The 22,213-nt window shown below is 51.6% G+C and carries 15 protein-coding genes; 6 read left to right on the forward strand and 9 right to left on the reverse strand.

All coding sequences use genetic code 11. The annotated features are described in order from the left end of the window. Positions 1 to 11: 11 nt before the first annotated feature. Complete coding sequence (locus tag BMX82_RS11790; protein WP_218142023.1) at positions 12 to 575, forward strand: hypothetical protein; 564 nt, start codon at positions 12 to 14, stop codon at positions 573 to 575. A 36-nt stretch (positions 576 to 611) separates the two neighbouring features. Here the strand turns inward: BMX82_RS11790 and BMX82_RS11795 are convergent, their stop codons facing one another. Then, positions 612 to 986: a DMT family protein gene (locus BMX82_RS11795; RefSeq protein WP_036909742.1), complete on the reverse strand. Its 375-nt coding sequence runs from the start codon at positions 984 to 986 to the stop codon at positions 612 to 614. A gap of 227 nt (positions 987 to 1,213) precedes the next feature. Here BMX82_RS11795 and BMX82_RS11800 point away from each other — a divergent pair, with 227 nt between their 5' ends. The 4 genes from BMX82_RS11800 (at position 1,214) to BMX82_RS11815 (ending at position 5,414) form a co-directional block, all read left to right on the forward strand. Next, positions 1,214 to 2,086: an electron transfer flavoprotein subunit beta/FixA family protein gene (locus tag BMX82_RS11800; protein WP_036909744.1), complete on the forward strand. Its 873-nt coding sequence runs from the start codon at positions 1,214 to 1,216 to the stop codon at positions 2,084 to 2,086. 6 nt (positions 2,087 to 2,092) lie between these two features. Continuing rightward, a complete protein-coding gene (locus tag BMX82_RS11805; protein WP_091769221.1) occupies positions 2,093 to 3,118 on the forward strand; it encodes an electron transfer flavoprotein subunit alpha/FixB family protein in 1,026 nt (341 codons plus the stop codon). 2 nt (positions 3,119 to 3,120) lie between these two features. Next, positions 3,121 to 4,851 carry an acyl-CoA dehydrogenase family protein gene (locus BMX82_RS11810; protein WP_091769224.1) on the forward strand — a complete coding sequence of 577 codons (1,731 nt, stop codon included), beginning with the start codon at positions 3,121 to 3,123 and terminating at the stop codon, positions 4,849 to 4,851. A gap of 83 nt (positions 4,852 to 4,934) precedes the next feature. Further along, positions 4,935 to 5,414: a C-GCAxxG-C-C family protein gene (locus tag BMX82_RS11815; RefSeq protein ID WP_036909749.1), complete on the forward strand. Its 480-nt coding sequence runs from the start codon at positions 4,935 to 4,937 to the stop codon at positions 5,412 to 5,414. A gap of 18 nt (positions 5,415 to 5,432) precedes the next feature. Here the strand turns inward: BMX82_RS11815 and BMX82_RS11820 are convergent, their stop codons facing one another. From BMX82_RS11820 to BMX82_RS11845, 6 genes are all read right to left on the reverse strand, one after another. Further along, positions 5,433 to 6,200 carry an acid phosphatase gene (locus BMX82_RS11820; protein WP_177172097.1) on the reverse strand — a complete coding sequence of 256 codons (768 nt, stop codon included), beginning with the start codon at positions 6,198 to 6,200 and terminating at the stop codon, positions 5,433 to 5,435. A gap of 25 nt (positions 6,201 to 6,225) precedes the next feature. Continuing rightward, complete coding sequence (locus BMX82_RS11825; protein WP_036909750.1) at positions 6,226 to 7,374, reverse strand: porin; 1,149 nt, start codon at positions 7,372 to 7,374, stop codon at positions 6,226 to 6,228. Continuing rightward, positions 7,371 to 8,375, reverse strand: coding sequence for an A/G-specific adenine glycosylase (gene mutY, locus BMX82_RS11830; RefSeq protein WP_091769231.1), 1,005 nt, complete (start codon positions 8,373 to 8,375; stop codon positions 7,371 to 7,373). Before mutY ends, BMX82_RS11825 begins: the two co-directional genes overlap by 4 nt. A 114-nt stretch (positions 8,376 to 8,489) precedes the next feature. After that, a complete protein-coding gene (gene serB / locus BMX82_RS11835) occupies positions 8,490 to 9,761 on the reverse strand; it encodes a phosphoserine phosphatase SerB (RefSeq protein ID WP_177172098.1) in 1,272 nt (423 codons plus the stop codon). A gap of 15 nt (positions 9,762 to 9,776) precedes the next feature. Further along, positions 9,777 to 10,997 (reverse strand): D-alanyl-D-alanine carboxypeptidase/D-alanyl-D-alanine endopeptidase, encoded by a 1,221-nt coding sequence (gene dacB / locus BMX82_RS11840; RefSeq protein ID WP_177172099.1) that lies wholly within the window; start codon positions 10,995 to 10,997, stop codon positions 9,777 to 9,779. A gap of 14 nt (positions 10,998 to 11,011) precedes the next feature. Continuing rightward, a complete protein-coding gene (locus tag BMX82_RS11845; RefSeq protein WP_091769234.1) occupies positions 11,012 to 12,226 on the reverse strand; it encodes a carboxypeptidase-like regulatory domain-containing protein in 1,215 nt (404 codons plus the stop codon). 189 nt (positions 12,227 to 12,415) lie between these two features. Here BMX82_RS11845 and nadB point away from each other — a divergent pair, with 189 nt between their 5' ends. Continuing rightward, complete coding sequence (gene nadB / locus BMX82_RS11850) at positions 12,416 to 14,002, forward strand: L-aspartate oxidase (RefSeq protein ID WP_036909757.1); 1,587 nt, start codon at positions 12,416 to 12,418, stop codon at positions 14,000 to 14,002. A 288-nt stretch (positions 14,003 to 14,290) separates the two neighbouring features. Here the strand turns inward: nadB and sprA are convergent, their stop codons facing one another. Together sprA and ruvA are read right to left on the reverse strand one after the other, a co-directional pair. Further along, the gene (gene sprA / locus BMX82_RS11855) at positions 14,291 to 21,496 is read right to left on the reverse strand and encodes a T9SS outer membrane translocon Sov/SprA (RefSeq protein ID WP_091769237.1); all 7,206 of its coding nucleotides are present in this window, start codon (positions 21,494 to 21,496) and stop codon (positions 14,291 to 14,293) included. Positions 21,497 to 21,609: 113 nt separating this feature from the next. After that, positions 21,610 to 22,212, reverse strand: coding sequence for a Holliday junction branch migration protein RuvA (ruvA, locus tag BMX82_RS11860; RefSeq protein WP_091769240.1), 603 nt, complete (start codon positions 22,210 to 22,212; stop codon positions 21,610 to 21,612). Position 22,213 lies beyond the last annotated feature (1 nt).

The raw sequence follows: 22,213 nt of genomic DNA on the forward strand, positions 1-22,213 counted from the left end.
AGATTGAAATGATGAAGAAACTGATTGTTTTCAGTATGGTAGCCGTGGCTGCCATCGTCATGTCTGCTTGTGGCAACAAGCAGGGAACTAACGATTATGTTTACGCTTCGAGTACAGACACGACTGCTTTTGACAAACATTCGCAGGAGTATATCTCACAGCGTATTGACACAATCTACAGTTACAAGAACGACAGCCTATGCTGTTCACTGAGTTTCCTGAGACTCGACAGCGAAGCGCAGGAACTGAGCGAAAAGGACGGTACCATCTATCGCGACTTCGATCACTGGGTAATGGGGCAAGACATTGACCCCGAGTGGCGATATGAGTTAGATCAGGTGAACAGTATCAGCGACTCTGCCGCTACCGTAACGCTGACCATTCATAACTATGCCGACCAGAAGGTGATTCTCGACTTGGTATTTGAACGCGACGATTGGTATGTTGACAATTTCCACTCGTTCTATGAGGGATCAGACTACGACGAGGATGGCAACACTATTCCCGATACTGATGGTATCAAAGAACTTGACGAACGTGCAGAAATACTGAAGTATATCGACAAGCAACAATGATAGTAAAGATTCCCGCCAATTGGCGGGAATCTTTATTTATGGTTTCATAAATACAAAATAGACGGCAGCTATCAGGCAAAGGGCAGCTGCGGCATGATTCCAGTGTAACTGTTCCTTCTGAAAGATCAAGTTGGCTATAACTGCAAAGACCACCAAAGAGATGCATTCCTGAATCACCTTGAGTTGAACAAGGTTGAAAGGTCCGCCATTGTCAACAAAGCCAAGACGATTGGCAGGAACCTGACAACAATATTCGAAGAATGCTATCATCCATGAGAAGGCAATCACCAAATAGAGGGGCCAGTTGGTAGAGATACCCGACTGCTGAAGGCGCAAATGCCCATACCAGGCAAAGGTCATAAACACATTGCTCATAATGAGCAACAGAATCGTATAAATACCATTTGTCATAACAATCTATCTTAAGAAAACGGGGACAAAGATACAAAGAAAAGCGAAAAGTGAATAGCGAATAGTGAAAAATTTACTATAGCTATGAAGTTATTATTGCACAAATCGGCTCTTTTGTGCACATTTCAATTGTTTTTGTGCATTTTATTTGGCTATATCCTCAAAAAGAACTACCTTTGCGCTCGATTAAAAAAAGGACATCAATATTTACACATTATTAATATTATATGGCTTTAAAGATTGTTGTGCTGGCCAAGCAAGTGCCAGACACCCGAAACGTGGGTAAGGACGCAATGACAGCCGAAGGTACCGTAAACCGCGCTGCCCTGCCCGCCATCTTCAATCCAGAAGATTTGAACGCCTTGGAGCAGGCCCTTCGCCTGAAGGAGCAGAACCCAGGCTCAACAGTAGGAATCCTCACGATGGGTCCCCCACGTGCAGGTGAGATCATCCGTCAGGGACTTTATCGTGGCGCTGATACAGGTTGGTTGCTTACCGACCGTCTCTTCGCAGGTGCTGATACCCTCGCTACTTCTTACGCTCTGGCTACTGCCATCAAGAAGATTGGCGATGTTGACATCGTTATCGGTGGTCGTCAGGCTATCGACGGTGATACCGCTCAGGTAGGTCCTCAGGTGGCTCAGAAACTGGGTCTTAACCAGGTTACTTACGCTGAGGAGGTTCTCTCAGTAAAGGATGGTAAGGCTACTATCAAGCGTGTGATCGATGGTGGTGTAGAGACTGTAGAGGCTCCTCTGCCTGTTGTTATCACCGTTAACGGAAGCGCAGCTCCCTGTCGCCCCCAGAATGCTAAGCTGGTGATGAAGTATAAGCGCGCTACCTGTCCTATGGAGCGTCCTGCCGAGGGTACTGCTTACGACTATCTGTACGACGAGCGCCCTGAGCTCACGCTGAACCAGTGGAGCGTGGCCGACGTGGATGGCGATGTAAACCAGTGCGGTCTGAATGGCTCACCAACCAAGGTAAAGGCCATCAAGAACATCGTGTTCCAGGCTAAGGAGTCGAAGACTTTGACGGCTTCTGATGCTGATATCGAGGGAATGATCAAAGAATTGTTGGACGAGAAAATCATTGGATAACGAGATATGGCTAATAACGTATTTGTATATTGCGAAATTGAAGGTACTCAGGTACAGGAAGTATCTCAGGAGTTGCTGACCAAGGGTCGCAAGCTCGCCAATGAACTCAAGGTTGAGCTCCACGCCATTGTTGCCGGTACTGGCATCAAGGGTAAGGTTGAGGATCAGATTCTGCCTTACGGTGTTGACAAGCTGTTTGTTTTCGACGCTAAGGACCTGTTCCCTTACACCTCAGCTCCTCACACTGATATTCTGGTTAACCTCTTCAAGGAGGAGCAGCCACAGATCTGCTTGATGGGTGCTACCGTTATCGGTCGCGACCTCGGTCCACGTGTATCGTCATCACTGACTTCAGGTCTGACTGCCGACTGCACAGAGCTGGAGATTGGTCCTTTCGAGGATAAGAAGAACAACAAGACATACGAGAACCTGCTCTATCAGATTCGTCCTGCCTTCGGTGGTAACATCGTAGCTACCATCGTGAACCCCAACCACCGTCCACAGATGGCTACTGTACGCTCTGGCGTAATGCAGAAGGCTCTGTACGATGGCGAGTGCCGCAAGGAGGTTGTTTACCCAGAGGTAAGCAAGTATGTTAGCCCCGAGGCCTTCGTAGTGAAGGTGCTCGACCACCACGTTGAGGCTGCTAAGCACAACCTGAAGGGTGCGCCTATCGTTGTAGCCGGTGGTTACGGTATGGGCTGCAAGGAGAACTTCGACCAGCTGTTCGAGCTCGCTAAGGTGCTGCATGGTGAGGTTGGTGGTTCTCGTGCCGCTGTAGATGCTGGTTGGTTGGATCACGACCGTCAGATTGGTCAGACAGGTGTTACCGTTCACCCCAAGGTGTACATCGCCTGTGGTATCTCTGGACAGATTCAGCACATCGCTGGTATGCAGGACTCTGGTATCATCATCTCTATCAACAGCGATCCCGATGCTCCTATCAACAAAATCGCCGACTACGTAATCGTTGGTACCGTAGAGGAGGTAGTTCCCAAACTCATTAAATACTATAAGCAAAATTCGAAGTAATTATGGCAAATTATTATAGCGATCATCCTGAGATCGGGTTCTACTTGAACCACCCCCTGATGGCTCGTATCGTTGAGCTGAAGGAAAAAGGCTTTGCTGATGCAAAGGAATATGACTACGCCCCCGTTGACCTGGGCGATGCCATTGAGAACTACAAGCAGATTCTCGACATCACTGGCGACGTGGCTGCCAATATCATCGAGCCAAACTCTGAGAGCGTCGACCTCGAAGGTCCACACCTCGAGAATGGTCGTATGATCTACGCCTCTAAGACTTACGAGAACCTCGACGCCACCCGTAAAGCTGGTCTGTGGGGTGTTTCTATGCCTCGTCGTTACGGCGGTCTGAACCTGCCTAACACCGTATTCTCAATGCTCTCTGAGATGATTTCTTCTGCCGATGCTGGTTTCCAGAACATCTGGAGTCTGCAGAGCTGTATCGATACCCTTTATGAGTTCGGTAGCGAAGAGCAGCGCCAGAAGTATATCCCCCGTGTTTGCGCTGGTGAGGGTATGTCAATGGACCTGACTGAGCCAGATGCCGGTTCTGACCTGCAGCGCGTGATGCTGAAGGCTACCTTCGACGAGAAGGAGAACTGCTGGCGCCTGAACGGTGTGAAGCGTTTCATCACCAATGGTGATAGCGACATCCACCTCGTGCTGGCTCGTTCTGAGGAGGGCACCAAGGACGGACGTGGTCTGTCGATGTTCATCTACGACAAGCGCCAGGGTGGTGTTGACGTTCGTCACATCGAGCACAAGCTGGGTATCCACGGTTCACCTACCTGTGAGCTCACCTATAAGAATGCTAAGGCAGAGCTCTGCGGAAGCACTCGTCTCGGTCTGATCAAGTACGTGATGGCTCTGATGAACGGTGCCCGTCTGGGTATCGCCGCACAGAGTGTAGGTGTTGAGCAGGAGGCTTACAACGAGGGACTGGCTTACGCCAAGGAGCGTCAGCAGTTTGGTGAGGCTATCATCAACTTCCCCGCTGTCTATGACATGCTCTCTCGCATGAAGGCTAAGCTCGATGCTGGTCGTTCACTGCTGTACGAGACAGCCGCTTATGTAGACATATACAAATGCCTCGAGGATATCGAGCGCGACCGCAAGCTCACACCCGAGGAGAAGCAGGAGCTGAAGAAGTACCAGCGTTTGGCTGATGCCTTCACCCCACTGGCTAAGGGTATGAACTCCGAGTATGCCAACCAGAACGCCTACGATGCTATCAGCATCCATGGTGGTTCGGGCTTCATCATGGAGTACAAGAGCCAGCGCCTGTTCCGCGACGCACGTATCTTCTCTATCTACGAGGGTACCACTCAGCTGCAGGTAGTGGCTGCTATCCGTTACATCACCAACGGCACCATGCTGAACAACATCAAGGAGATGGCTGCTTCTATCGAGTGCTGCGACTGCGTAGCTGGTCTGAAGGCTCGTGTCGAGAAGCTCATCCCCGTTTACGAGGAGGCTCTGGCTAATGTCAAGGCTCTGGAGAATCAGGACGCTCAGGACTTCCTGGCTCGTCGTCTCTACGATATGACTGCCGAGCTCGTGATGTCGCTGCTTATCATCCGCGATGCCAGCAAGGCTCCTGAGCTCTTCAAGAAGAGCGCCAACGTCTATGTTCGCATGACCGAGGAGGATGTTTGCGGTAAGGCTGCTTACATCAAGAACTTCCAGGTAGAGGATCTCGACAGCTTCCGTGCAGTAGAGAAAGAGGCTGCCGAGTAATCGCAGCCCTCTTACATCAATAAGAAGGAGCATTCTCTTGATGAGTATGCTCCTTTTATGTCTTAAAAAAAAATAATAAGAACATGACTGATGAAGAATTAGACGAGAGAGTAGAACGGGCTGTAGAGAACTTTATGGCGGGCTATGGCTGCTGCCAGAGTGTGGTGGCGGCGTTTGCCGACTTATATGGACTTGATGATACGTTGGCCAAGAAGATAGCCGCAGGCTTTGGTGGCGGTGTAGGACGTATGAGGATGATGTGCGGCGCCGTGTCGGGCATCGTGATGCTTGTAGGTCTCGACTGCGGACAGACGGAAGGCCCAGACCGTGAGGGTAAGAGTGCCTGCTACAAGGTGGTGCAGGACTTGCTGGCGAAATCGAAAGAGGAGAACGGCAGCTTGATATGCGCCGAGATACTGGGACTGGAAGGTTACGAAAAGGCGGCATGCAACTATGTTGCCTCAGAGCGTACAGCCGAATATTACAAGACAAGACCTTGCGTCGCCAAAGTGGAAAGCGCCGCAAGGATATTTGCAGAATATCTAAAAAACAAAACCGCGTAAGAAACGCGGTTTTGTTTTTTATTTCTTAGCATGAGACTTCTTGTACATTTTGATTTCGGCGGGCGTAGCAAGACCCGTCTTAACACGGAACTCCAGACGAGCTAAACGCATCTGTGAAAGGAAACGTTCACTGGTATGCAGACGGGCATAAGCCACCGAAGCCGCCAGACGTCCTGCATCAACATCACTCTGCCAGTGAGCTCCAACAATAACACGACTGTCACCATACATCAAACCACGAGCCAGAATCGTGTCGGCTCTCTCGGGATTGATTTCAGACAACAACAGAGCAGAACTCCAGCCAAGCAATGTATGACCTGACGGGTAGCTGCCATTACGGCTCAATGCCGGTTCGTCATCAGGTGTGAGCGTCTGCTCGTGGAAGCGCATAAAGGGGCGTTTACGCATGTAGTAGCGTTTGGGTAGTGTACAAATACTGTCACAAGTCGCCGTACCATCGCGCATCACCTTATAGATCTCAGGTGTTTCTTCTTTTGAGATTGTCAGTCCGAAAGGTTCGCTGAACTCACGAATAATACAATCGAGTCCATAGACGGCATCGCGGATAGCAATGTCGGCACGTTCCTTACAGTTTCTCATCTCCTTTCCCCAGAAATACTGCATGATATCATAGGCAAAGTGAGTTCCTACAGTATCAGGGGGAGCAGGACACCACTTAAGCATGTCGGGCATCTCCTTTGTGGTGAAATACGGTTCTGCATCACTCTGTGCCTGGGCACATACGGCTGTTACCATGAAGACAGCCATCATCATTAGCTTTTTCATAATCAGGATTTTTAATGTTAATATATTAGAACTTAACTTGGAAACGGGTTTCGAGAATGGTTGCGCTATTATCATCAAAGCCACTGCGATTGGTAACCTTGGTCCATGAGGCACGCACACGCCAAATCATATACTTATTAGGGTAATAGTTGTAGCAGAGCGCCCAATCGCTAAGATAGCCGCCACGGATGCCTGCACTGGCATCAGAGAGCGACGTATAGTTATACTGCAGACAGAGTTCCATATTGCCCGGATCTGGTGTAGCCAGACCGCCGTCGGTCATCGTATAGCTGTAATTACGCCCTTTGATCAGACCGCGCAGGGTGACATAAGCGCCACTGCCCGTAAAGCTTTGCAAACCGTTTTCGCGGGTAATCCTGTTCCAGAAGTACTGACCCGCCACCGCAAAGCGTCCAGAGGAATAGAGTACCTCGGGCGAGAACTTATACATCACTTTGGCATCTGTAACCACCGCCTGCTGAGCATTGACCTTAGCCACACGCATAGGCCAACGGCTGGTGAGTGTGAACTGTTTGTGGTTCAGTGTCTCGTCGCTACTATAGCGAGCACCTTCGATGCCACCACTTATACCTACATGAAACATCCTGCCACGCTCGGTATAAGGATGATATACCAGACGAGTCAGGGCACCTACAGCCTCATCGCCTGTCTGGTCGGTGGTCTGCTTCATGGCATCGGTCTCAACCACCAGACTAAGCGTGGCCAGCAACGAGTTGTCGGTATGTTCGAACATCAGACCCGGCATGCGGTCATTATTAAACACAGCGTTGCTCTGTGGCTCTTCCATCGTTTCCTTGAACGACGAGCTGGTACAACTCTGATAGCCGTACTGGTGGATAAAATAGCCTCCACGCACAAAGTTCTTCTTATCAAAGTCATACTGTATCCACACATCTTTCATGTTCACCTTACCATAGGCATAGCCCATGTCAATCTTTCCCTTCCACTGGCCATAGGTGAAGCCCACGCCCACACGCATGTCAGGGATACCAACACCACTTTTCAACTTGTCCTCCTGATGCTCTGAATCTACATAGGAAGCATCCATGAGGATACGTCCGGAAGGCTTAACAACGAGTTTAGGCTCTTCCTGTGCTTGGACAGTAGCGGCCATTGTCAGCCATACTGTCATCAGAATCGTCAACTTCTTCATAATAGATTAAAATTGTTAGTAATATTTTCGAGCATGATCTCAATCAGTCGAGGTAAGGCATAGTTATCTATCTCGGATTCGGGAATCCATATATAATCAGAGGGAAGCACTGGCTTCTCTCCGACTTCCAACAGGTAGAAGTCGGCATATATAATACGGTGAGTCAACACATGTTTCACATTCTGGCGCAACAACAAGGCACCGGCCGGAACATCAGCGGGAGTCTCGGCAAACACCGGTTCCCACAGTCCTTGCCAGATATCACCTGAGCCACGACGGCGAATAGCAGTCTCACCATGACAGCGCACATATATATAAATAAGGTGGCGCTCACGCACTTTCAGCGTCTTCAGTTTCACAGGCAGCTCACCCACCCTGCCTGAGCGTAGAGCCTCGCAACTCTCAGCCAAAGGGCAGAGCAGACATCGAGGCGACTGGGGCGTACACTGAATAGCCCCAAAGTCCATAATTGCCTGATTATAGGCTGATGCCTCTTTCGGTGGTAGCAGACTCTGCGCCATCGCCATAAACACTTTCTTTCCTTCCGTAGTGTTGATAGGAGTGTCGATTCCAAAGTGACGGGCGAGGACACGGTATACATTACCATCAACCACCGCCGCAGGCAGGTCGAAAGCTATAGAGCCAATGGCAGCAGCGGTATAGTCGCCTACACCCTTCAATCGCTTAATCTCTTCCAAGGTACTGGGAAAACGTCCAAGAGCTACGATCTGCTTGGCAGCAAAGTGCAGGTTGCGTGCCCTACTGTAGTAGCCCAAGCCCTGCCACTCCCGCAGCACCTCATCTTCCGTAGCTGCCGCCAGATTCTCCACGCTGGGCCAGCGGCGCATAAAACGCTCCCAATAGTCCCAGCCCTGCTTTATCTGAGTCTGTTGCAGGATAATCTCCGAGAGCCAGATGGCATACGGGTCACTAGTCTGTCGCCAGGGCAGATCGCGCCCGTTCTCACGGAACCATTCCAACAACGCGCTTGCAAATTCCATCGAATCAAATCTTTGGCACGGATTACACGGATTACGCTGTTATCTTATTGCAGATTTCGTATCAAGAAAAAGACAATTCCGTGTTAATCCGTTTAATCCGTGCCTAATTATAAATTACAATTTTCCTTGATCGCCGAGATACGAATCCTTGAAGCCGAGGAAATAGAGAACACCATCGAGACCGATGGTATTGATGCTCTGCTTAGCATTAGCTACCACACGAGGCTTGGCATGGAAGGCGATGCCCAAACCAGCTTCAGAGATCATGGGCAGGTCGTTAGCACCGTCACCCACGGCAATCGTCTGAGCCAGATTCACCTTCTCCACCTGGGCGATAAGCTTCAGCAGCTCAGCCTTACGCTGGCCATCAACGATCTCGCCCACATAACGGCCAGTGAGTTTACCGTCCTCGCCAATCTCCAGTTCGTTGGCATACACATAATCAATGCCATAGCGACGCTGCAGGTATTCACCGAAATAGGTAAATCCACCGCTGAGGATGGCTATCTTATAACCACAACGCTTCAGGATAGTCATCAGTCGGTCTACACCCTCAGTGATGGGCAGGTTCTCGGCAATCTCCTGCATCACACTCACGTCGAGTCCTTTCAGCAAGGCCACACGACGGGTGAAGCTCTCCTTGAAATCTATCTCGCCACGCATGGCACTCTCTGTGATGGCACGCACCTCAGCTCCTACCCCGTTACGCTCAGCCAGCTCGTCGATACACTCCGTTTGGATGAGTGTAGAGTCCATATCGAAACAAATCAGTCGGCGCATGCGACGGAACATATCGTCTTTCTGGAAAGAGAAGTCAATCTCCATCTCACTCGACAGTTTCATCAGTTTCGACTGCATCTCCTGACGGTCAGCGGGCTCACCACGCAGTGAGAACTCTATGCAGGCACGGGTATGTTTAGAGGGGTTTTTGATACTCTTGCGACCTGTAAGGCGCAGAATACTGTCAATGTTCAGTCCCTGATCGGCTATCACCCTCGTGGCAGCCTCTATCTGGCGGGCCTCCAACTGGCGTCCCATCACCATCAGTATATAACGGTTCTTACCCTGATGCCCCACCCAGTCCTCATACTCATCGTCGCTGATAGGTGAGAATCCGATGTTCACATTCAGTTCGGTGGCCTTGAACAGCAGTTCTTTCATCACCTGTCCCGAGTGTATCTCGTCCATACGGATGAGAATACCCAACGAGAGAGTTGAATGTATATCGGCCTGACCGATGTCAAGTATCTGCGCATCGTATTTAGCGAGAATCGCCATCACAGAAGCTGTGAGTCCCGGGCGATCCTGACCTGTTATCCTTACTAATATCTGTTCTTGCATCCTTTCAGTAGCAAGCGATAAATCGTTTACTTGCTTATTATCCATATTCTATTCTTTTTCTTACTTACAAAGTGCAGCACATACCTTATCCTGAAAGCCACGGCCCTCAGCGTTCTTCATGATTCCCTGGTTGATGATGCAGAAAGCCAGCATGTGGTAGTTGGGCGTCATGGCATACCCCGCCAGCGACGAGATGCCCGCCAGCGTACCCGTCTTGGCCCTCACCTTACCATTGGTCTCAGGCTCCTTCATACGTTTCTTCAACGTACCGTCCTGACCGGCAATGGGCAGTGCTGTATAGAGATTCATAAAGAGGTTGGTATTGCGATAGGCATAAGTCAGCAGACGGGTCAGTATCTCGGGCGTCACATAGTTGTATAACGACAGTCCGCTACCGTCGGCTATTCTATAGGGAATCTCACTCACCCCCGCCTTGCCCAATGTTTTCTTTATCAGCTGTCGGGCATGCGCAGCCTTAGCAGGGCGCACTCCCTGAAGGGCAGCTATCTGGAAGAACATCGACTCGGCATAGAGGTTGTCGCTCTCTTTCAGCATGGGCTCCAGTATTTCCTTGATGGAATGACTACACACGCTGAGAGTCAGCGCATCCCTGGGCACCACATCGCTGCTACAGGGCGCCTCAACTACGATACCGGCATCACGCAGCCCTTGAACGAAGCGGGGCATGAACTCATTTTTCCTATCTACGAGCAGCGCAGCCAGTTGCGGGTTGTCGTCATCCCAGCACCAGCCTTCGCCCAGCAAGTTCTCCTCCTTGAAGTTGCTCACGGCCACCAGTCGCCCGCGGATGGTGTCCACCCCAAGAGCCTTTACGCTCTCTACAAAAGCCTTCATGTCCTTGCTTTCAAACATGGGGTCCATGCCGCCCACACAATAGATGTCGCCCGTAAACACGCTGTCTCTCACCTCGCCCTTATAGCGCAGAGTGGTGCGGAATTTATAGTTACCCCCCAACTGGTCGATGGCCGTCACAGCCGTCAGCAGCTTCATGGTCGAGGCGGGCCTCATGGTCTGCTTGGCATTGAATGTATAGAGCGTCGAGTCGGCCGTCAGGTCATACACCATCAGTCCGAGCTGTGTCCGCTGCAACAGCGGGTCTTGCACCAGCGAGTCGAGTCTTGCCTGGATATTCTGCGGCCACGGCAGTTCTACCGCCATGGTATCAGTTACTATAGTATCAGAAACAATTTTGTCGGTCTGCGCCTGCAAACCAACAAAACAGTTTACTACAAAGAGAGTTGCAATATATATTCTTTTCACTTTAAACTTATCATTCAGTTTCGTCGGTATGTCGCTACCAGTTTCTTAATGGCTTTATCCAGCGATTCCGACGGTTCTATAATGTTATATTTGCTCCAGTATTCCGGATCCATGAAATATTCTACTTTGTCATAATACGCATCCCTTGAGTCGAACGAGTTACGACTCGTTATCGGCAGCACGCTATCCGACTGACTGTCGGTCACCACCATCTCACAGGTTGCGGTAAACGAGGTGCTGAAGAGGCGCTTCTTCCAGTCGCAGTTGAAGCGGAAGATATTCCTCAGGTAGCTGATGCGCGTCACACCGTCTTCATAGCGATAGTCAACCACGCACGACAGCTCACGGGGCTTGAACCTCACGCCGATAGGTTTCTTTACCAGCATGGTCCGTGTGGCCTTGTCCTTATCGCTCATGTCGAGGTCTAGCTCAATGCGTGTAAAGGCCAGTCGCTCACTGTCAATGTAGAGCGTGCCGTTATAGAGGGCATAGGGCATCGGATATCTCGGCGAGATTTTCACCACATACTGCAGGCGGTCGTTGATATACTCCGGCACACCCATGGCAAAGTCGTAGGCGTCGAGGTCTTCCGGATTCAGCAGCATCTCCTGGTTCTTCACCACGTCGAGCTGCACCGGCAGCACTGGCCCGCCCAGCACCTTGATTCCCAGCGTGTCGCCCTGCTTCTGACTCAGCAGACGGCGTCCCTTCACAATCGCCACTCGGTCTCTGCCTATGTTGCGGGTGTAAGGTGTCTTGTACATATCCTCCACACCTTCGGCCACATAGATATAGTGCTTGCGCTTCATGGCCGTCTCGCGATAGAACGTCTGCAGCAGTTCTGGCACCTTGCTGTAGTTGTCGGGAATCTTCTTGATGGCGATGTCTACCAGCTCCCTGGGGTTAGCTTTCGTTACCACAATCTCACGCAGCTGGATGGTCGTTGGCGCTAAGCTGATCTTCAAGTTCTCGGCCTTACCCTCTGTCAGCGCCACCTTGCGTGTCTTATATCCGATATGCGATACCGTGATGGTAGTAGGCAGCTGATCGAGCTTCAGCGAGAAAGCGCCGTCTTCATTAGTGACTACCGACACGCGGCCGGCAGATATACTTACTTGTCGCAAACCTTCGCCCGTCTTGTCATTCGTTACACTGCCGCTCACAACAATCTGTTGGGCGAACACAGCCAGAGGAGCCAGCAGCATGATGATTAGCCATAGTCTCTTCATAATTTATTGTGCTTGGGGTTCGGTGCAAAGATACAAAAATAATTAAAGTGAAGAAAGTAAAATGGTAAAAAAATAAAAGGATTTCTTCCTTTTTTAGCCTATTTATTATATTTTTCACCTTTTTACCCTATTACTTTTTCACTTTTTTGTTACCTTTGCAGCAGATAACAGAACAAAACAAGTCAACAGATGGTTTACAAATACGACTTTCTCGTGATAGGTGCTGGTGTGGCTGGTATGAGCTATGCCCTCAAGGTGGCAAGGGCCCAGAAGGGCCGTGTCTGCATGATCTGCAAGACCTCGCTCGACGAGGCCAATACCTCTTTCGCACAGGGTGGCGTAGCATCGGTCACCAACCTCGAGCTCGACAACTTCGACAAGCACATCGAGGACACCATGATTGCGGGTGACTACATCTCCGACCGACAGGCCGTAGAGCAGGTAGTACGCCAGGCACCTGAACAGATACGTGAGCTCGTCAACTGGGGCGTTAACTTCGACAAGAAGAGTAACGGTCAGTTCGACCTGCATCGTGAGGGCGGGCACTCTGAGTTCCGCATCCTCCACCATGCCGACGACACCGGTGCCGAGATACAGCGCGGACTGATGGAGGCAGTGCGCCACGACCCGAACATCACTGTCAAGGAGAACCACTTCGCCGTTGAAATCATCACCCAGCACCATCTGGGTGCCAAGGTCACCCGCCGCTCGCCTTACATCCACTGCTACGGCGCCTACGTGCTCAATCCCGACACACAGAAGGTCGACACCTACCTGTCGAAGGTCACCGTGATGTGTACCGGCGGCTGTGGTGCGGTCTACATGACCACCTCAAATCCCGTCATCGCCACTGGCGACGGCATCGCCATGGTCTACCGTGCCAAGGGAACGGTTGCCGACATGGAGTTCGTGCAGTTCCACCCCACCGTGCTCCACAATCCTAAGGAGACACATCCCGCCTACCTCATCACCGAGGCCATGCGCGGCTATGGCGGCATCCTGAAGCTGCCCAACGGCGAGACATTCATGGAGAAATACGACGAGCGTCTGTCGCTGGCACCACGCGACATCGTGGCCCGCGCCATCGATAAGGAGATGAAGATCCACGGCCTCGACCACGTGTGCCTCGACGTCACCCATAAGGATCCCGCAGAAACCCGCAAGCACTTCCCCAACATCTACCAGAAGTGCCTCTCCATCGGCATCGACATCACTACCGACTATATCCCCGTACGTCCTGCAGCCCACTACATGTGCGGCGGCATCAAGGTCGACCTCAACGGACAGACCTCCATCGAGCGCCTCTATGCCCTCGGCGAGTGTTCTTGCACCGGTCTGCACGGCGGCAACCGTCTGGCATCCAACTCTCTCATCGAGGCCGTAGTCTATGCTGAAACGGCTGCCAAGGACTCACTGGCACATATCGATCTCTACGACTTCAACGAGAAGGTGCCTGAGTGGAACGACGAGGGTACGATGACCAACGAGGAACAGGTGCTCATCACCCAGAGCGTCAAAGAGGTCAACCAGATTATGTCGAACTACGTGGGCATCGTTCGCTCCGACCTGCGCCTGCATCGCGCCTGGGACCGCCTCGACATGCTCTACGAGGAGACCGAGCGCCTCTTCAAGCGTGTAAAGGCATCGAAAGACATCTGCGAACTGCGCAACATGATCAACGTGGGCTATCTCATCACCCGCTGGGCCTTGGAGCGCAAGGAGTGTCGCGGTCTCCACTATACCACCGACTACCCCCTCCACGCTTACGACAAGTAATTAAGTATTCTGGCAAGGAAGGCAAACGCCATCCATATACCCCTTATATAATTGACAATGACAGGTGCTTTGTCCGACAGACATAGGCACCCGTCATGGCATTCATTACACCCTTAAATGTAATTTGGATTATTTTGCAAACCAATTTAGATTAAATTGCAGAGCAAAATAGACTAAATTGGTCAGCAATTTAGTCTAAATTGTAATCGTTCAAATAGTCTCTGTCAATAAGCGGGCCGTTCCATGGCAGACAAAGCGCTATGAAATGACAATGTCACAAACCGATTATTATCGGGTAAGCGAGAATTTCATAGAGAGCCCGAAGTCGTAGGTTGTGGTGGGATAGCTCGATGAAGAAAGCAGCGGCGTGTTGGTCTGCTGGTCATAGTAGGCGGTGAGCGTGAGCAGGCGCGAAAGGGTATAGTCGGCCATGAAGGAGAGTTTAAAGGCAGAGTTGCCGCTGGAGGCCGATGACACGCCAGAGGCGATGTCGCGGGTGATGGCCGCCTGCTTGCGCATGGAGATATCGAGGCGCAGGTTCAGATCGTGGTTCACACCAGTCTTCGACGACTGTGTGGCGGCAGCAGAGCGCTGTGAGCTGCGACTGCCTTTGCCTGTCTGCGCTTTCTTCACCACGCGGTTGCCCTTGGTTCCGAAGATATTGAAGTCCTTGATTTTATATCCAAGACCAACCACCCAATCGCGACTGAGAGCCTCGTTGAGCTGGATGCTGGTCATCGAAAGGTTGAGCGTACGAGTAGTGCGGTATTCCATCTTAGCCGTAAGGTCGTTGTGGAAGGTGGCATCGACACCCAGCAAGGGCGAGAACGACTCGTTGATGCTGACGGTGGGGATGCTGGGCAAGGTATAGCCGCCCACACTATAGACGCTTTTATAAGCATGATTCAGATTCAGACTCTTGAGATGTTCCTGCACCCAAGGCAGTTTAGAAAGTCCGCTATAACGGATGGTCCAGTTGGGCAGCAAGCGTGTGATGGCGGGGAAAATGGCGCGCGACTTACCTGCTCCCGTAGTATAGGCTGAGAGGAAGGCCGGTACCAGCACCTCGGCGGCATAGGGTTTGTCGGCTCCTGCCTGGAAGCCCGTCAGCACATCAAGGAAATGGTTGAAGGCCGAAGAGTGGTAGCCGCTGTTGGCATTGCCCATGCCTGCCAGGGCACCACGAAGAGAGATGGTGGTCATGTTGAACGAGCCGCTATAGGTGGTGGGGCGCCCTTCATACATATATTGGATGCTCTGCGAACGGTTGTCGGTACGTGAGGCATTAAGGTCGATCTTCAGATCGCGGACAGGTTCCAGTACGGCACGTATCTGCAGGTCTTTCGTACTATTGATGGTGGCAGGCGTGGCGACGCTGTCGTTCATAAGCAGCCAGCGGTTGTCCATGGCTTTATCGATATAGCCGTCGCCCATCAAGCCGAAAGCGAAGTCGAGTCCCGGCGACATGACACTGCCCGTGCGTTGCCCCAGCATATCACCGACACAAGGCAGGAAGCCTGGCAGGTGCATGGCGTATTGGGTGCGGTAGCTGACGTTGACAGAACGCAGCATCATGAGCACGCGGGCCACATTCTGGGCAGGCTTATACCACCACTCGTTCTCCGACGAAGGCTTGGCGGTGATGCTGAGTTTCAGCTGCACAGTGTCGCGGTTCTTGATAAGTATCCTGTTCTGATCGACGACCTTGTACTTTAACTCATAGAGGCGGCCATCCTTGGTACGGGCCGACACGATGAGACGCTTGGAATTCTTGTTATGGGCCACTATCAGGGTGGTATCGGTCTTGAGGGTTATTTCACGCTGATAGGCATTTTTGTTCTTTGGCAACAGCTTTTCTTCGGGATTCCCTGATGTAGCCTTGCTACTTACGGCCTTCACGCTCTGTCTTGATACAGAGGGAGCCTTACGGAAACGTTCGTTCACCTTCTTAAGGAACGGCGAATGGTTGTAGAGCGTCTCGAGATTGAACGAGCCATTGATATTGAGGTTGCGGTTACTCGTGACTGTATTGCCCAGCGAGGTACCGTTGTCGAGTTCCGTTCCACGAACCCATGTATAGTGGGCACTGTAAGAGGCGTCGCTGTTTACCCAGTCAAAGATAGGCAACTTGTTGAGTGGTAACTGATAAGAGGCCGTCACCTGCTGCTGATAATCTAGCGGTGTACCCCAGTTACGGATGCTCTGCTTCACAGAGTCTTTCCAAGCATGATACTGGTCGGGATAAAGGTCTTTGTTGATGGGGGTATAAGGTTCCTCTATCTCGGCACGCGTGGCACTCTGGAAGTTGAAGTGCAGGTTCTTCGTGAAATCCCAGCGCACGGAGAAGTCGCGGTTCCAGAGGAACTGTTCCGAGAACGTGAGGGGCAACTTCTGGCTTTCCAGATTCTCGAGGTCGCGCTCCTGAAGCTCGTAGTAGTTGCGCGTCATCTCAGAGTTAAAGGCAATGTTCTGGGGCAGGAAGTTGAAGCCCAGCGCCTTAGGAAGGTTCAGCCACTTCGACCTGCCTTTCAGGTTCTTGAAAGGCTCCCAGCTTTTATACACCGGCGAGTAGCTGTAGTTAAGGGCACCGCGCCACTGATCCTCACGCTCATAGACTGTAGTCTTGCCCGAGGTATTGCGGTGGGCGTGGCTGTAGGAGAATGAGAAATTAGCTGGATCGTAGGGCATCGGATGGCGCTTGGTTTTCAGTCCCCAGCGCACATTAGAGAGCGAGAAGTTGGTATTACGGGTCTTGGTGACGGCTATCGACTCTATACTGTCGCGCTCATGGCGGTCGGCAGCACCGTCGAGGGCTTCGTCAAGACGCATGTCGGAATCGAGCGGATTGTAGCGGGGACGCGTCTCCTCTTTCGTCACAGAATAATAGAGGGGAGCGCTCACCTTGGCTTTGTCGGGGAAGAACTTACCCAACTCGAGCGAAGTGGTGACCGAGTATTCTTTCTGAGTGTCGGTAGACCGCTGCATCACCCCTTCCTCCAAACCGCCGAAGCCATCGCTGATATAACGGCCCGAGAGGTTCACCATGCCGAAGTCGGAAAGCTGCACGTTCATGGTGCCTGAGGCTGCCCAACCGCCATCGTTGTTGGTATCGAGCAGGCGCAACTCATTGACCCACACCTCACCCGACTTCACCTCGCCCGAGATGTTACGTACACCTATCATCATCACCTTCACCTCGCCCAACGTAGGATTACCGAGAATACTGATCGTGTTTGACGGGTGTTCGGCGTCATATTCACTATAGAGGCGATTATAAGCAGCTGCGCCCGATGCCTTCGCATGGTTACGTGCCTTCTTCAAACGGGTGAACACGTCAAGGTTGATGTAGAGCATATTGGCCTCGGGCCACACCATACGGCGGTCGGCCGTGGAATAACGGCTGTAGTCACTGCGATCGGGTGTCAGTTCGAGTGGTATCTCATATTCATAGTAATTGTTCTTATAGTCACTGCCCAGACGGATGAACACGGCTAACTGATGATCCTGCAGACCTGTAACATCGGGCACGAGATGGTTGGCATGGGTAAACATCTGCATATGCTTGTACTGCCGCAAGTCGAGGTTCATATTACGATAGACGGCCTTCGACTCGCCACGCTGCAATTCCTTGACCACCATGTCGAGAGCCTGCTCATTGTTTTCTACCAGCTGGGGCTGCGAAGGGTCAGTAACCCGACTGATGCCAGGTGGCAGTACATAGTTGACAGGCACTTTGTCGTTGTTCTCCTCAATGTTTACTGCACTAACCTCCAGCGTTCCGCCTTCAGCCGCTGAGGTATTCAGGCTCTGCTTGTAGACGCGCCACTCGCCACGCACCAGATCGAGCGAGCCGAAGCGCAACACGATGGGGCGCTGGAAACCTGTCATGAACATACGCACGAAACGAATACTGGTGAAGTCACTGATAGAGCCCACCTTGCTCTCATAGTCAGAGAGAGGGATGCGGAACTGATACCAGTTCACGTCGGTGGTCTGACCATTGCGAAGCTTCACGTTGCTGGTACGCATATCGGTGATATAACAGTCGTCGGGAGCCACCCCATTACGGTAGGCATCAAGGACCTCTGGCGAGATGCGCACCTTGTACTGGTAATAGCGTTCATACTCGTTGAGGGTATAGTCCTGGTTGATGTCTTCCACATCAGGCCCACTCTTATAGCTGGTGTCGTAGCCCTCGGTCTGCTGGTCAGAGTCGGGTGAGTTGCCCTGAGGGTTGTTGATGCGTTTATAACGGTCGAGGATACTCTTCTGCTCGGCATCGTAGTCACGACCACGGAAGTAGTGGTAGTCATCGCCTGCAGGGTCGTTCTGCCATGCCGTGCGGATGCTGTCGTTAGTAATCATGCCACTTACGGCGTCGAGCCACTCACGATAGGCACCATACTGACGTTCCTCATCGTCAGTGAGACCATTGAATCCCACATCCTGTTGGCGGCGCGAACCCGAGGTGGTAGCAAAGGCATAGGTCTGCGTGGTCTGCTGGGGAATCTTACCCCACTGGGTGGTGGTAAAAGCCTGACTGCCATCAACGGGCATGCCGCTCTCGTAGAACTTCTTGCCATCGCGCAAAATGTCCTCGCTCACCTCACCCAGATTAAAATAGAGATCACCGCTATACTCGGAAGCCGTACCGTCCTGACGGGTATAGATAAAGGGATCGAGCATCCAAAACTCAATATACTCGATATTGGCCTGTTCGAAGTCGTTGGTATCGATACGTCGCATCATGCCGCCCCACTTCGTCTCTGGTTGTAGCAGCGAACCGTCGCTGTTCAGTCCAAGCGTCAGATTGTAAGGACCTCGCTCCTGGGGATAGAATGCCAGGTTGAGCACCGAGAGCGTAGAAGTGGCGCCGTTATAGGTACTCTGGTCGCGGTTGGGATAGAGTTCCTTCACATACACCTCACGCACGTAGTGGTTGGAGAGCTGTTCCAAATCACTCTTAATGTGAGCCGGCGTGAGCGTGCTACTACGACGGGTGAAGATCGGGTCAACGTTATACCACGCCAGTAGGGCACGGTTCATGCCACTGCTGACACCTGTTTTGTCGCTGCTCTCCTGAAACATGGAGGGCACGCTCGAGAGGGTCCACGACTTGGGGTTGCTCAGGTCTATGTAGCTCTTCGTATTCTCGAAGTCGTCGATATACGAGGCATTATCCTGTGTGCCACGGGCCGTACCCGCAACAAGCTGAGCAAACTCGCCCGTAAACGAGATATGCGAGGGTTCTTTTACGTGCAGGAAGGGAATCTTGTTAAGCATTGAGGTAAGCCATTGGCTCTCTTGTTTCCAGTTCATACTCAGTCCCCAGATTGTGTTGCTCAGAGGTTCCGATCCCATGGCCACTTTCGAGGTAAGGGCCTGCTCATGAAGATGCATCAGCGTACCGCCTATCTGGAAACTCTTCGAGAAGTCGTATTCCCAGTTCACACCCACCATCGTCTTGCGCTGCATGCCATACTCGGTATTCGACTCAAGCGATACATTGACGTTAGTTCCAGCGTCGATGATACTCTGATTCAGAATGGTCACTTCGCCCGCATTGTAATCGACCGTATAGTCAGAGCCCTCAGTGAGCACCATGCCACCAACAGTGACGACGACCGAACCCTGAGGCACGTTATAGGCACCAAGGGAGATGACGTTGGCCGAGGTGCCCTTATACTGACCCACAAGCAGATACTTGTCTTTCTCTGCCGTCTGCCTGGCTATGGTCTTTGTCTGATCATAAAGTTCTGAGAAGACATACTTTCCGGCTGTGACCGAGTCGAGACCTGCGGCCTGGAGTTTCTTGCGCAGATAGTTGCCAAAAGGCTCTGCAGAGGGCAGGAACACACGACCGTCGCTCACGGTATAGCCCTCTACAAAGTCGAAATAGCCATTGGGATTAGGCTTATTGTTATTATCCAAACGGTCGCAGCCCAGGAGTTTCAGAAGCGTTGTGTTCTTGACGCGTTCATCGGGGATATAGGTGAGATAGACACCTGCCGTGTCGCTCTGGAACTTAATGTCGAGTCGGAACTTGCTCTTCTCCACCTGCGACGCCAGATAATACACGTTCTTCATCATCAGCTGCCAGTTGCCTTGAGCAGGGGTGTTCGAAGTGTTCTTCAGAGACTTCACGAAGAGGGCGCTCTTGGTATCGGTCAGATCGGCAGCAAACTCACCGACCTGATAGGTTACGCCACCCGATGTAAACTCGTAGGCCACAGCCAGCACCTGATCGGTCTGCAGTCCCATTCTCAGCGATACATAGCCAAGCGCCTTGTTGATAGAATATTCTGAGGAAGTCAACAGGCGGGCGCTCGACAGTTTCTCATAGTCCACGCCGTTCTCAAAACCCGCAATGCCTCCCAGCACGGTGTTTGTCATATCTATGTCGCGTGCCTCGGCATAGTTATTCGCTAAGACGGCATACTCGTCGTTGGCGCCATTGCCCGGCACGCTCTGACCTGTGGTGTGCCATATACCGTTGCTCAGCCGCCGGTTCTCGCCCAAATCAGTCAGGGCAATGATATTACGTGTGTTCGAGGTAGTTCCCGTCTTGTTGGTCACCCATATCTCCACGCGCTTGATCTCAATACCCGTCGTGAGATTGGGCAGTGTTGACATGCCCTGATCGTAGCGGTCACGGAAATAATGCGACAGGAAGAAGTGGCGGTTCTCCTCATAATCGGCCACATCGAGTTCGAAAGCTGTTGTCTGTACACCACCCTTGGAAGATACACTTTTGGTCGATGACTTTTTCTGCGAGAGCACCGTCTGCAGTTTCAGTCTGCCAAACTGCATGTCGGTACGTACACCAAAAAGGCTACTGGCACCTTTGACAAGCGAGTTATTGGAAGGAAAACTTACGTTACCTGCTTCTACGAGTTTGATGATCTCGTCTTCCTTGCCCTCGTATTTTATTTTCAAGTTCTGCGTATCGAAGTCGAAGGTTGCGTCGGTGTTGTAGTTCAGGTTCATGTTCACTTTGTCGCCCACCCTGCCATTCACATTGAGGTTAATCTTCTCGTCGAAGTCGAAGGCCGTGGTCTTACGGTTACGAATGGGCAACGAGGGGTTGTCGATATTCTTGATATTCCCTCCAACCTTCAGCTCGGCCGTTCCCTGTGTCTTGATGCGCACGCCACCAGGACCGAAGATCTTCTCGGCAGGTCCAAGGTCGAAATGCATTTCTGAGAATGAGAACTTGTCTTTACCGCCCGTCTGCAGACTGGTAGAATCTTTCTGTCGGAAGAATTCGCGCAGGGCCTTGGCCTCCACCCACTTCTGATATTCCTTTGGTGTCATGGGCGTAGGGACGGTAAGGTAAGTGTTGCCCAACTTCTGTCCCACGTAGTACATGTTTCGCTGGTCGTCATACTCCACCGTCTCACGGATGTTATCGGGCATCCTGAGAGTCGGCTTTTGTGCCCGCGCGCTCACGCACGCGAGAAAAACAGCCAAGAGTATTCCAATATAGCGATTCATTGAATAATTTTGGCACGGATTAACACAGCTTTATAAATAAAGACACGGCTCTTTGCGAGAAAAAGCAGTGTCTCTCCATAAGAGAGCCGTGTTAATCCGTGCCTATAAATTTACTATTTAATCATCTTTAATGCTAACTTCACAACTTGTTCCACAGGGGCATCAGGTTGTTCTTGCAGAATGGCAAGCACTACCTTCTGCGAGGGAGCCGGGGCAAAGCCCAACATCGTGAGAGCCGACACGGCCTCGTCCTTCACCTGATTGTTTACCGGCACACTGATTTGCCCGCCACTCGGTATCTCCTCGGCAATGCCAAGCGACACAATCTTCTCCTTCAGGTCAACGATGATGCGCTGGGCAGTCATCTTTCCAATACCCTTCACGTTCTGTATCAGTCGCGCATTACCCGTAGATATGGCATTGCATAACTCGGACACACTCATACCCGAGAGCATCATACGCGCCGTATTAGCCCCTACACCATTCACGGTAATCAGCAGGAGAAACATTTCGCGTTCCTTCTTGCTCACAAACCCGAAGAGAACATGAGCATCCTCTCGAATAGCTTCATAGACATAAAGCTTCACTTCTTTCTTTCCTTGAATGGCACTGAACGTGTTGAGCGAGATATTCAGTCCATAACCAATACCGGCCGCCTCAATGGTTGCCAAGGCAGGGGTCAGTTCGGTCAGTTCCCCCTTAATGTATTCTATCATA

The organism is Prevotella sp. khp7 (genome assembly GCF_900109055.1).
Taxonomy (GTDB): domain Bacteria; phylum Bacteroidota; class Bacteroidia; order Bacteroidales; family Bacteroidaceae; genus Prevotella.

What these genes read in the sequence shown, in the direction of transcription:
- ruvA (WP_091769240.1), bottom strand. Translation starts at nt 22,212, where the DNA reads ATGATAGAATACATTAAGGGGGAACTGACCGAACTGACCCCTGCCTTG.
- BMX82_RS11825 (WP_036909750.1), bottom strand. Translation starts at nt 7,374, where the DNA reads ATGAAGAAGTTGACGATTCTGATGACAGTATGGCTGACAATGGCCGCT.
- BMX82_RS11795 (WP_036909742.1), bottom strand. Translation starts at nt 986, where the DNA reads ATGACAAATGGTATTTATACGATTCTGTTGCTCATTATGAGCAATGTG.
- nadB (WP_036909757.1), top strand. Translation starts at nt 12,416, where the DNA reads ATGGTTTACAAATACGACTTTCTCGTGATAGGTGCTGGTGTGGCTGGT.
- BMX82_RS11810 (WP_091769224.1), top strand. Translation starts at nt 3,121, where the DNA reads ATGGCAAATTATTATAGCGATCATCCTGAGATCGGGTTCTACTTGAAC.
- BMX82_RS11845 (WP_091769234.1), bottom strand. Translation starts at nt 12,226, where the DNA reads ATGAAGAGACTATGGCTAATCATCATGCTGCTGGCTCCTCTGGCTGTG.
- BMX82_RS11815 (WP_036909749.1), top strand. Translation starts at nt 4,935, where the DNA reads ATGACTGATGAAGAATTAGACGAGAGAGTAGAACGGGCTGTAGAGAAC.
- mutY (WP_091769231.1), bottom strand. Translation starts at nt 8,375, where the DNA reads ATGGAATTTGCAAGCGCGTTGTTGGAATGGTTCCGTGAGAACGGGCGC.
- serB (WP_177172098.1), bottom strand. Translation starts at nt 9,761, where the DNA reads ATGGATAATAAGCAAGTAAACGATTTATCGCTTGCTACTGAAAGGATG.
- BMX82_RS11805 (WP_091769221.1), top strand. Translation starts at nt 2,093, where the DNA reads ATGGCTAATAACGTATTTGTATATTGCGAAATTGAAGGTACTCAGGTA.
- BMX82_RS11820 (WP_177172097.1), bottom strand. Translation starts at nt 6,200, where the DNA reads ATGAAAAAGCTAATGATGATGGCTGTCTTCATGGTAACAGCCGTATGT.
- BMX82_RS11790 (WP_218142023.1), top strand. Translation starts at nt 12, where the DNA reads ATGAAGAAACTGATTGTTTTCAGTATGGTAGCCGTGGCTGCCATCGTC.
- BMX82_RS11800 (WP_036909744.1), top strand. Translation starts at nt 1,214, where the DNA reads ATGGCTTTAAAGATTGTTGTGCTGGCCAAGCAAGTGCCAGACACCCGA.
- sprA (WP_091769237.1), bottom strand. Translation starts at nt 21,496, where the DNA reads ATGAATCGCTATATTGGAATACTCTTGGCTGTTTTTCTCGCGTGCGTG.